This window comes from Streptomyces sp. NPDC054770 (assembly GCF_053611985.1).
Genome location: NZ_JBSHBL010000070.1, coordinates 45,507 through 54,831, shown reverse-complemented (window position 1 = coordinate 54,831; position 9,325 = coordinate 45,507). Strand labels below are relative to the sequence as shown.

Sequence of the window (9,325 nt, the reverse complement as noted above, 5' to 3'; positions counted from 1 at the left end):
CGACGAATCCGCGGCGGGCCCCGGGGCGTCGGCCGGTGCGGGCCGGTGTCCGGTCAGGCCTCGTTCGGGACCTCCGGGGCCAGCAGGATCGCCGTGTTGGTGCGGTGCGCGACGGCGTCGCTGACCCGCGGGTCGAACAGTGCCTCGACGGAGCTGCGGTGGTGAGGGCTCAGGACGATGAGGTCGGCCCCGAACTCCTCGGCGGTCTCGGCGATGGCGGACGCGACCTGAGTGGTCAGCCCCCTGACGAGGGTCCCCTCGGCCTTGACGCCCTGGTCGCGCAGCACCGTCAGCGCCTCGTCGAGGACGGCCTTGGCCTCGGCGTCCTCCTCCAGGGGCACGACCGCGGCGATGGAGGCGGCGGTGGCGATGACGTGTACGACGCGGACCTCGGCGTTCGTCAGCTGCGCCAGCTCGCCGGCCAGCCGCACTGCGGAGCCGCGGGCGGGGCCGGGATCGACGGCGACGAGGATGCGCTGGAACACGGACACGGTGTTTCCCCTTCCGGGGGCCTGGAAGGCGTACTCGGTGGTCAGGGACGCCGGATCACGGCGTGACGGGTCGGCGCGTCCGGCGCCGAACGAGTTCTTCCAGCCCCACCCTATGATCATCGCACCGGTCGTCGTCGGGTCGGACGGCGGCCCGTGTAACGGCCACTGAACTGCCGCGACCCGGACGGTATCGACCGGGCGGCCGGGCCCGCGGCCTCCTCACCGCATGACGTCGACGAGGTGCGGGACCACGCGGGTCAGCCGGGTCACGCCCCACAGGATCAGACCGGCACCGGCCACCTCGGGCAGCAGCCACCACCCGGTGCGGACCGACTCGTCGAACAGGGCGACGCCCAGCAGCAGACTCACCGCCGCGTCGCCGATCGTCAGCGCGGGCTGGGAGGCGACGAGCGGGCCGGCCTGCAACGCGTTCTCCAGGAGCAGCAGTGCCGCGATCCCGGTGACCGCGAAACCGTAGGTCTGCCAGGTGGTGAGGAACGCGGTCAGGCCCCCGTCGGCGAGGCGGCCGGTGGCCGACTTCATGAGGGCGGCGGTCAGCGCGTTGCCGACCGCCGCTCCCGCGGCCAGGGCCGCCGCACGGAACAGCGGCGACGAGGACGACCGTACGAGCAGCACGGCGACGGCGATGGCGCCCAGGGTGAGGGCGAGAACCGGGATCCAGCGCTGCATGGACGCCTGCTGCCGGCCGCCGGACGGGGCCGCCGAGGCGAGCAGCAGGGCCAGCCCGGCCACCACCACCCCGATCGTCCGCCAGCCCTCCGGGCTCGGCCGGCGATGCATCAGCGGTACGGCGATCAGCAGCGCGAACGGCAGTTCCAGCATGAACAGGGGCTGGACGAGCGCCATCGGCCCGTTGACCAGGGCGAGCGCCTGGAAGACCGCGGCTCCCGTCACCCCGGCGATACCGATGGCCCAGGCGGGCCGCCGTACCAGGGTCAGCAGCAGGCGCAGTCCGCTGCGGCCGGGCACCGTGGACGCGGCCTTGCGCTGGAAGGCCGTGCCCGCCGCATTGCTGACGGCGCCCAGGACGGCGAAGAGCACGGCGAGCACCATGGTTCCAGCATGCCCTCTGCGCTCCGACCGCTCAGCCGGGACTACGGCCGGAGCACGATCTTGCCGTGGGCATGCCCCTGTTCCAGCTCACGGAACGCGTCCCGCACCTGTTCCAGCGGGTAGACGCGGGCGATCGGCACGTCCAGCTCGCTCCGGGCGGCGAGCCGCGCGAGTTCACCGACCACGACCGCGCTCGCGGCCGAGCCCTCGCCGTAGGTCCGGGCGCCGACCCTGGCCGCGGCCTGCCAGTCGCGGATGGTGTTGATCCGGTCGGGCCGTACGCCCAGGTCCACGCCCAGGTCCACATAACCGTCGCCGAAGGTGTCGATGAACGCGTCGATCCCCGCGCCCCCGGCGGCCTTCCGGATCCGTTCGGCCGCGCCCTCCCCGTAGGCGACCGGGACGACGCCGTGGGCCGCCAGCCACGCGTGGTTCGGCTCGCTCGCCAGCCCGATGACAGTGGCACCGCGCCGCCGTGCGAGCTGCACGGCCAGTGACCCCACGCCGCCGGCCGCGCCGGACACCACGACGGTCTCGTCCGGCCGGGGGTCCACCGCGAACACGGTCGCGTACGCCGTGGTCCCGGCCACGTACAGCGATCCGGCCACCTCCCAGGGCAGTCCGTCCGGACGGAACACCAGGTTCACATCCTCGGCCACCACGTACTCCGCGTGGCTCGCCCTGCCATGGGTGAACCCGAGCACCTCGTCGCCCACCGCGAAGCCGCGCACCTCGGGTCCGGCTGCCACCACGACGCCGGCCAGATCGCTGCCCTGCCCGGAGGGGAACGTCGCGGGCCAGCGGCCGTGCCGGGCACCTCTGCGTATCATCACCTCGCCGGGCTGGATCCCGGCCGCGCGAACCTCGACCAGCACCTGCCCGGGCCCGGGCACCGGCCGCTCGACCTCCTCCACCCGCAGCACGTCGATCTCGCCGTACGCGTGGAACCGCACCGCCTTCATCGCGTGATCACCGCTCTTCCTCGCTGGGACAAGCCTTCGCCGACGAGCCTTCGAGCCGGTAACACACCGACCGTGGCTAGGCGTTCAACGACCGGGCGGCGCAACTCTCTTCCCCTCTGCGGGATCGACGGCCATCGAGGCACGACCGCCTCAGGAGAGCCGCTCGGCGAGGGGGTCGCCGGCCAGGAACGCGGCCAGTTCCGCCCGGTCGGGCGCCGTGGCCGGACCGCGCCGGGTCACCGCACAGGCCGCCGCCGCGTTGGCGCCCCGCGCGGCCGTCAGCGGGTCCAGTGCCTCGCCGAGCAAGGCGAGGAACGCACCGACGTGCGCGTCGCCCGCGCCGTTGCTGTCCACGGCGGTGACCGGGAAACCCGGGACGTGCACGGGCGGTCGACCGGCGGTGGCCAGCCAGCAGCCGTCCTTGTCGGCCCGTACGAGCACACCCGCCCCGGGGGCCAGCCGCTGCCCGAGCACCGCCGCCGCGCTGCGGGGATCCTCGTAGCCGGTCATGAGGCGGGCCTCGCGGGCGTTGGCGCTCAACCAGTCGGTGCGGGCCAGGACGGGGGCGAGGACGCGCTCGGGGATGTCGGCGACCAGCGGGCCCGGATCGAGGCAGAGGGTGCTGCCGGCGGGCAGTCCGGCGGCGAGGCCGGACAGCAGCGGGCCGTTGCCCGGCAGCGCCAGCCCGTAGCCGGAGAGCTGGACGAGGTCGTCGGGACGCAACTGGGCCCGGACCGCGGCCACATCGGCCGCCGCCAGCGTGGCCTCGGCTCCGAAGCTGGTCACGAAGGTGCGTTCGCCGCCGGAGTCGACCAGGGCCACCGTGAAGCCGGTGTCGCCCTCCGCGCGGGCCGGCAGCATCGTCCCGACGTCCTCGGCGGCCAGTGCCGCGCGGACCAGATCGCCGTGCGGCCCGGTGCCGTGCAGACCGGCGTAGACGGCCTCCGCGCCCAGCCGGCGGGCCGCCACCAGCGTGTTGAAACCGCCGCCGGCGGTCGTCTCGGTGCGGGTGCCGACGACGTCGCCGCCGCGTTCGGGCAGCGCGGGGATCTCGATCACCACGTCGGCGATCACGTTCCCGGCGAGCACGATCCGCCGGCTCATCGCTCGGCTCCCTGGAGGCGGGCGCCGACGGGTTCGCCGCTGTCGTCCGGGGCGGGCGGGACACTCCGGCCGCACAGCGCGTACACCGCGGCGGCCACGGCCATCGAGACGGCCCAGCCGAGGCCGTTGACGCCGAACCAGGTGTCCGAGAGCGGTCCGGCGAACCAGACGTCGTCCGCGCTGGTCGACGCCTTGGTGAAGAGCAGACCGGCGACGATGGCGAGCGCCCAGCCGAGCACCGCGGGCAGCCGGAAGCCGCCCGAGTACCAGTAGGCGCTGGAACGCGTGGTGTCCATCAGGGCCCGCGGGTCGTAGGTGCGGCCGCGCAGCGAGTCCACCGCGATCACCCCGATCCAGGCCGAGATGGGCACGGCCAGCAGCGTCAGGAAGGTCGAGAACGGCCCGTAGAAATCGTCGGCGACCAGCATGAAGTAGATGCCGCCCGCGAACATCAGCACGACGTCGAGGGCGACGGCGTACGCGCGCGGGACCCGCAGCCCGAGGGTGATCATGGTGAGACCCGCGGAGTAGGTGGAGAGGTGGTTCGACATCAGCAGTCCGCCGAACGCGGCGACGAGGTACGGGATCGCCATCCACGACGGCAGCATCGCGTTGACCGCCGCGACCGGGTCGGAGGCGGTGGCCAGCGTCCGGTCGCCCGCGGAGAGCAGCGAGCCGAGCGAGATCAGCAGCACCAGCGGGATGCCCGCGCCGAACGCCGAGGCCACCACCAGCCGGCGGCCCGGGATCGCGCGCGGCAGGTAACGGGCGTAGTCCGCACCGGCGTTGGCCCAGCCGATGCCCGTGCCGGAGGCGATGAAGCCCACCCCGGCGACCACCGCGCTGACCGGCCCCGCCGGGGCGTCGAGCACCTTGGACCAGTCGACGGTCGAGATCAGGAAGCCCATGACGACCAGGTTCAGGACGCCGAAGACCACCGTGGCCCACTTGTTGATCCACATGATGGTGGCGTGCCCGAGCCCGCTGATGAGCAGCGTGCAGGCGATGAAGACCAGCAGGCAGACCAGGGTGAGCACGGTGTTCTGCCGGACCCCGAACGCCGTGTCGAGCAGCGCCAGCAGCGCGTAGGCCGCGGTGGTCGTGGAGATGGTCTCCCAGCCGACCCGGCTCAGCCAGGTGATCAGGGTCGGCCCCGCGTTGCCCCGTTGTCCGAAGACCGCACGGGACAGGGTGAGAGCCGGCGCGCCGCCCTTCTTGCCCGCCAGGCTCAGGGCGCCGACGAGAGCGAAGGAGCCGAAGGATCCGAGGACGGCCACGAGGACCGCCTGCCAGATGTCGAGGCCGCGGAACGCCACCAGGGTGGCACCGAGCGGCAGCCCGAGGATGCTGATGTTGGCGGCGAACCAGGTCCAGAACATCTGGCCGGCATGACCGCGCCGTTCACTGTCGGGGACCGGTTCGATCCCTCGGGTCTCGACGGTACCGACGCGATCGTTCGTCTTCGAAACGGCCATGGCGGAACCTCCTTGCAGGGTGCGGAAGGGCGGGTGGCGGGGCGGAACGTCGGTGGGCCGACGAGGGTGACGAGGGTGACGAGGAAGGATGGGACGGTTCAGCGGTAGGTGAGCAGGTGGGCCGTCAGGGGTTCCAGCTCCAGGGAGTTGACGGTGCGCAGCGTGCGGACGGCATCGGCGGGCAGCGCGGAGAGTCCGGCGACCGAGCCGGCGACGGCGCCGGCGATCGCCCCGATGGTGTCGCTGTCCCCGCCGAGGTTGGCGGCGAGCAGCGCGGTCCGCCACGGGTCGCCGTCGGCAAGGGCGAGCACCGCGAACGCGGCCGGCACCGACTCCTGGCTCGCCACGCTGGTGCCGACGAGCGCCACGACCCGGTCCAGGGCCTCGGCCTCGGGAAGGCCTCGCACCAGCTCCCGGGCCCACTCGATCCGGGCGGCGATGTCCGCCCCGGCGATCCAGTGCCCGCGCCGCGCACCGGCGCGGGCGGCGGACACGGCGGCGGTGACGGCGTCGTCGAGCGAGCCGCCGCCGACTCCCGTGCTGACGGCCGCGGCCACGGCGGCCGCACCGGCGATGCCGATGGTCGTGTCATGGGTGACCTGGCACGACTCCACGACCCGGTCGACGAACGGGTCGAGCGGGTCGGCGGCGAAGGCGATCCCCACCGGGGTGACGCGCATCGCGGCGCCGTTCGTCGTACCGTTGCGGCCCGCCTCGCGCGGCGGGACACCACGGGCCACCGCGTCCAGCGCGGCCTTGGTGGACGGACCGAGGAGGTCGAAGGACCCCTTGGCCTTCATCTCCTTCTCCCAGTCGAGCAGTTCATGGGCCAGCCGCAGCGGATCGATCCGGCCGTGCCCCTCGACGAGGAGCCGGCCGACGATGACGGCCTGGTCGGTGTCGTCGGTGACGGACCCGGCGGGCATGCCCGCGCTGACCGGGTTGTCGGGACGGGCGGCCTCGAAGCCGGTGACGGCGCCGTACACCCGTACGACGTCCGGCCGGGACATCACCTGGGTGGGCATCCCGAGGGCGTCACCCAGGGCGAGTCCGTAGAAGGCGCCCAGGGCGCGGTCGAGTCGGTCGGTCACGAGCGGCCTCCGTTGCCCGAGCGGACGTGCAGTTCGAAGCGGGCGGGGTCGAGCAGACTGCCGACCTGCTCGACCACCGAGCCGTCGGCGGCCCGGTACACCTGGTCGAGGCGGAGGAAGAACTCGCCGGGGGAGCGGTGCAGTACGGCGGCCTCGGCCTCCGCCAGTCCGCGTACCGAGACGACACCCTCGCCGGAGTCGGTGACCCGGCCGGCCGCGATCAGCGTCCGGCTCAGCGAACCGCCGTCGAGGCCGCGCTCCGGCAGCCCGGCCAGGCCCTCGGTGACCGGCACCCGGCTGCGCTCCAGCGACACGCCCCGTCCGTCGGGCAGTCGCCGGACCCGGTCCAGGGCGATGAACGCGTCGGACGCGAGCGCGAGCCGGCCGGCCAGCTCCGGATCGGTGATCTCCTCGAAGCGGAGGACCTCCGCCGTCAGCTCGGTGCCCTGCGCGGCCAGCGCCCGGGTCCAGCCCAGGCGGTGGTCGAGCGGCGCCCCGTCGAAGGTGACGAACGAGCCGATGCCCGCGTGGGTGGAGATGAGGCCCTCCTCGCCGAGCACCTGAAGGGCCTGCCGAAGGGTGGTGCGGCTGACGCCGAACCGCTCCCTGAGCGCGTGCTCCCCGGGGAGCCGGCTGCCGTCGGCGTGGACCCCTGCTCGGATCTCCTCGGCGAGAACACGGGCGATGCGATGGTGTTTGTGAACCTGTCCAGGCATGTCTAGACAGTAGGTGAACAAGTCCCGGCGGTCCAGAGTTTCCGACCGGGTCTCTAAAGTTGACTCTGTCAAAACTAGCGGGTTATGTTCGATGTGTGCCGAGGTGGCGAGAGCCGGTCGGCGCACGGCCACCGGACATCACGCACCCCACCGCACAGGCGAGTGGGCCCTCTCATCGGGAATCGAAATGCACTGCTACGACTGCGCCCAGGCCGGGCGCCACGACAGCAACGGGATCGGCGCCTGCACCCGCTGCGGCCTCTTCACCTGCGCCGACCACTCACGGGTCGTACAGGCCACCGTCCAGCGACCCGTCGGGGTGATCCCCATGACGAGCCCCCTCCCGTCCCGGCGCCTGGTCTGCGGCACCTGCCGTACGGCGGAGGCCGCTTAGAACTGACTGAGTCAACTCTGGTTGTATCGTGCCCTCACGGGGGCGGAACGGTCGGTATGCCGTAGGAGAACGAAATGACCACGGAGCAGCTTGCGGGTGACCTGCTCAAGCGCAAAGGACTGCGCAGCACGGCCCAGCGCAGGGCCGTGCTGGCCGCGCTGCAGGGTCATCCGCACTCCACGGCGGCCGACCTCGAGACGCGCATCGGCACGGACCGGGCCAAGGCCGGCGGCCTCTCCCGGCAAGGCCTGTACAACGTGCTGGAGGACCTGACGAAGGCACAGCTCGTCCGCTGCATCGAGCCCGCCGGCTCGCCCGCCCGGTACGAACTGCGCGTCGGCGACAACCACCACCATCTCGTCTGCCGCCGGTGCGGTCTGATCGAGGACGTCGACTGCACCATCGGCGCCGCACCGTGCCTCACCCCCGACGACGACCGGGGCTTCGCCGTCGACGAGGCCGAGATCACCTGGTGGGGACTGTGCGCGGCATGCCGTCAGGCCACCGCACAGCAGTAGCCCCCACCGACCCCGCCCCACGTGACGCAGCTCACCCCGCCGCGTGGGCCGATCCAGGAATGCGCGCTCGCCGCATCCCGCTGCAACGTTCTCGGGGCTGGACTGGGCAAGGGTGCTCGGTGCGGCCGGCCACGGAGGGTGGGGACATCCTTCGGCGCCGTCCCGCTTCCCCCTTCCCCGGACCCGTCGTCCCCGAAAGGTCTTCCCGCTCACCATGCCTCTGGCTCTGCTGGCCCTTGCCGTCGTCACGTTCGGCATCGGCACCACCGAGTTCGCCACCATGGGCCTGCTGCCCCAGATCGCCGACGGCGTCGGGGTGTCGGTGCCGCATGCGGGCAACCTCGTCTCGGCCTACGCCCTCGGCGTCGTCGTCGGCGCCCCCCTGCTGACCGGCATCGGCGCGCGCGTTCCCCACAAGCGGCTGCTGCTCCTGCTGACCGGGCTGTTCGTGGTGGGCAACACGGCGTCCGCGCTCGCCCCGAACTTCGGCCTGCTGTTCGCCGCCCGCTTCCTGGCCGGACTGCCGCACGGCGCCCTGTTCGGCGTGGGCGCCGTCGTCGCCTCCCGGCTGGTGGCCCCCGACCGCGCGGCACGCGCCGTCTCCCGCATCTTCCTCGGCCTCACCATCGCGAACATCGTCGGCGTCCCCGCCGGCACCGCCCTCGGCCAGCACCTGGGCTGGCGGTACGCCTACTGCGCGGTCGCCGTCATCGGCCTCGTGGCGCTCCTCGCCCTCGCCCTCCTCGTGCCCGACCAGCCGCGCGGTCCGCAGGCGGGCATCCGGCGGGAACTCCGGGCGATGGGCAACCGGCAGGTCTTCATCGGCCTGGCCACCGCCGTCGTCGGGTTCGGGGGCTTCTTCGCCGTCTACAGCTACCTCGTCCCCATGCTCACGCACCTGACGGGCATCTCCGACGCCTCGACCACCTGGGTCCTCGCCCTCTACGGCGTCGGCATGACCCTCGGTACCCTGCTCGCCGGCCCCCTCACCGACCGTGCCCTGCGGCCGACCCTGTACGCCGGGATCGTCCTGCTGGGGGCCGCACTGGTGACGTTCTACTTCACCGTCCACAGCACGGTGCCGGCCCTGGTGACGGTCACCTTCATCGGTGCGATGGGCGCGCTCATCACCACGCCCGTCCAGATGCTCCTGATGATCAACGCGAAGGACGCCCCGACGATGGCGGCGGCCTCCAACCACTCCGCCTTCAACATGGCCAACGCGGCCGGCGCCTGGCTCGGCGGCCTGGTCATCTCGGCGGGCTGGGGCTGGGCCGCGCCCAACCTGGTCGGCGCGGTCCTCGCGGCGGCCGGTCTGGGACTGGCCGTCACCGGCGGCCTCCTGGACCGCGGCAACCGCTCCTCGAAGGTGGTCACCGGACAGGACATCGCAGAGCCGGGGCAGATCGCCGCGGAGCCGGAGCCGGGGCAGGCCGCCACGGCCGCACCGGGTCCGACCGAGCAGAACCGAGGCTGAACCGCCGCCCGCCGTTCACCATG

Annotated in this window: 10 protein-coding genes; 3 read left to right on the top strand and 7 right to left on the bottom strand. The window is 73.0% G+C overall.

Translation table 11 applies throughout. The features are described from left to right. Positions 1 to 53 precede the first annotated feature (53 nt). From ACWGKQ_RS40370 to ACWGKQ_RS40340, 7 genes are all read right to left on the bottom strand, one after another. A complete protein-coding gene (locus ACWGKQ_RS40370; protein WP_453297045.1) occupies positions 54 to 611 on the bottom strand; it encodes a universal stress protein in 558 nt (185 codons plus the stop codon). A 99-nt stretch (positions 612 to 710) separates the two neighbouring features. Continuing rightward, on the bottom strand, positions 711 to 1,565 hold the full coding sequence (locus ACWGKQ_RS40365; protein WP_453297044.1) for a DMT family transporter: 855 nt from the start codon (positions 1,563 to 1,565) through the stop codon (positions 711 to 713). Positions 1,566 to 1,606: 41 nt separating this feature from the next. After that, complete coding sequence (locus ACWGKQ_RS40360; protein ID WP_453297043.1) at positions 1,607 to 2,527, bottom strand: NADP-dependent oxidoreductase; 921 nt, start codon at positions 2,525 to 2,527, stop codon at positions 1,607 to 1,609. A gap of 150 nt (positions 2,528 to 2,677) precedes the next feature. Beyond that, the gene (locus tag ACWGKQ_RS40355; protein WP_453297042.1) at positions 2,678 to 3,631 is read right to left on the bottom strand and encodes a PfkB family carbohydrate kinase; all 954 of its coding nucleotides are present in this window, start codon (positions 3,629 to 3,631) and stop codon (positions 2,678 to 2,680) included. Further along, positions 3,628 to 5,106 carry a purine-cytosine permease family protein gene (locus ACWGKQ_RS40350; protein WP_453297041.1) on the bottom strand — a complete coding sequence of 493 codons (1,479 nt, stop codon included), beginning with the start codon at positions 5,104 to 5,106 and terminating at the stop codon, positions 3,628 to 3,630. The genes ACWGKQ_RS40355 and ACWGKQ_RS40350 overlap by 4 nt, the downstream gene beginning before the upstream one ends. A gap of 98 nt (positions 5,107 to 5,204) precedes the next feature. After that, positions 5,205 to 6,197, bottom strand: coding sequence for an ADP-ribosylglycohydrolase family protein (locus tag ACWGKQ_RS40345; protein WP_453297040.1), 993 nt, complete (start codon positions 6,195 to 6,197; stop codon positions 5,205 to 5,207). Continuing rightward, positions 6,194 to 6,913 carry a GntR family transcriptional regulator gene (locus ACWGKQ_RS40340; protein WP_453297039.1) on the bottom strand — a complete coding sequence of 240 codons (720 nt, stop codon included), beginning with the start codon at positions 6,911 to 6,913 and terminating at the stop codon, positions 6,194 to 6,196. The genes ACWGKQ_RS40345 and ACWGKQ_RS40340 overlap by 4 nt, the downstream gene beginning before the upstream one ends. A 187-nt stretch (positions 6,914 to 7,100) precedes the next feature. Here ACWGKQ_RS40340 and ACWGKQ_RS40335 point away from each other — a divergent pair, with 187 nt between their 5' ends. The 3 genes from ACWGKQ_RS40335 to ACWGKQ_RS40325 all read left to right on the top strand — a co-directional run bounded on the left by ACWGKQ_RS40335 (position 7,101) and on the right by ACWGKQ_RS40325 (position 9,302). Next, a complete protein-coding gene (locus ACWGKQ_RS40335; RefSeq protein WP_453297038.1) occupies positions 7,101 to 7,307 on the top strand; it encodes a DUF2180 family protein in 207 nt (68 codons plus the stop codon). 74 nt (positions 7,308 to 7,381) lie between these two features. After that, entirely contained in the window at positions 7,382 to 7,825 is a 444-nt protein-coding gene (locus ACWGKQ_RS40330) for a Fur family transcriptional regulator (protein WP_453297037.1), read from the top strand. A gap of 214 nt (positions 7,826 to 8,039) precedes the next feature. Continuing rightward, on the top strand, positions 8,040 to 9,302 hold the full coding sequence (locus tag ACWGKQ_RS40325) for an MFS transporter (protein WP_453297036.1): 1,263 nt from the start codon (positions 8,040 to 8,042) through the stop codon (positions 9,300 to 9,302). The last annotated feature ends 23 nt before the right edge of the window (positions 9,303 to 9,325 follow it).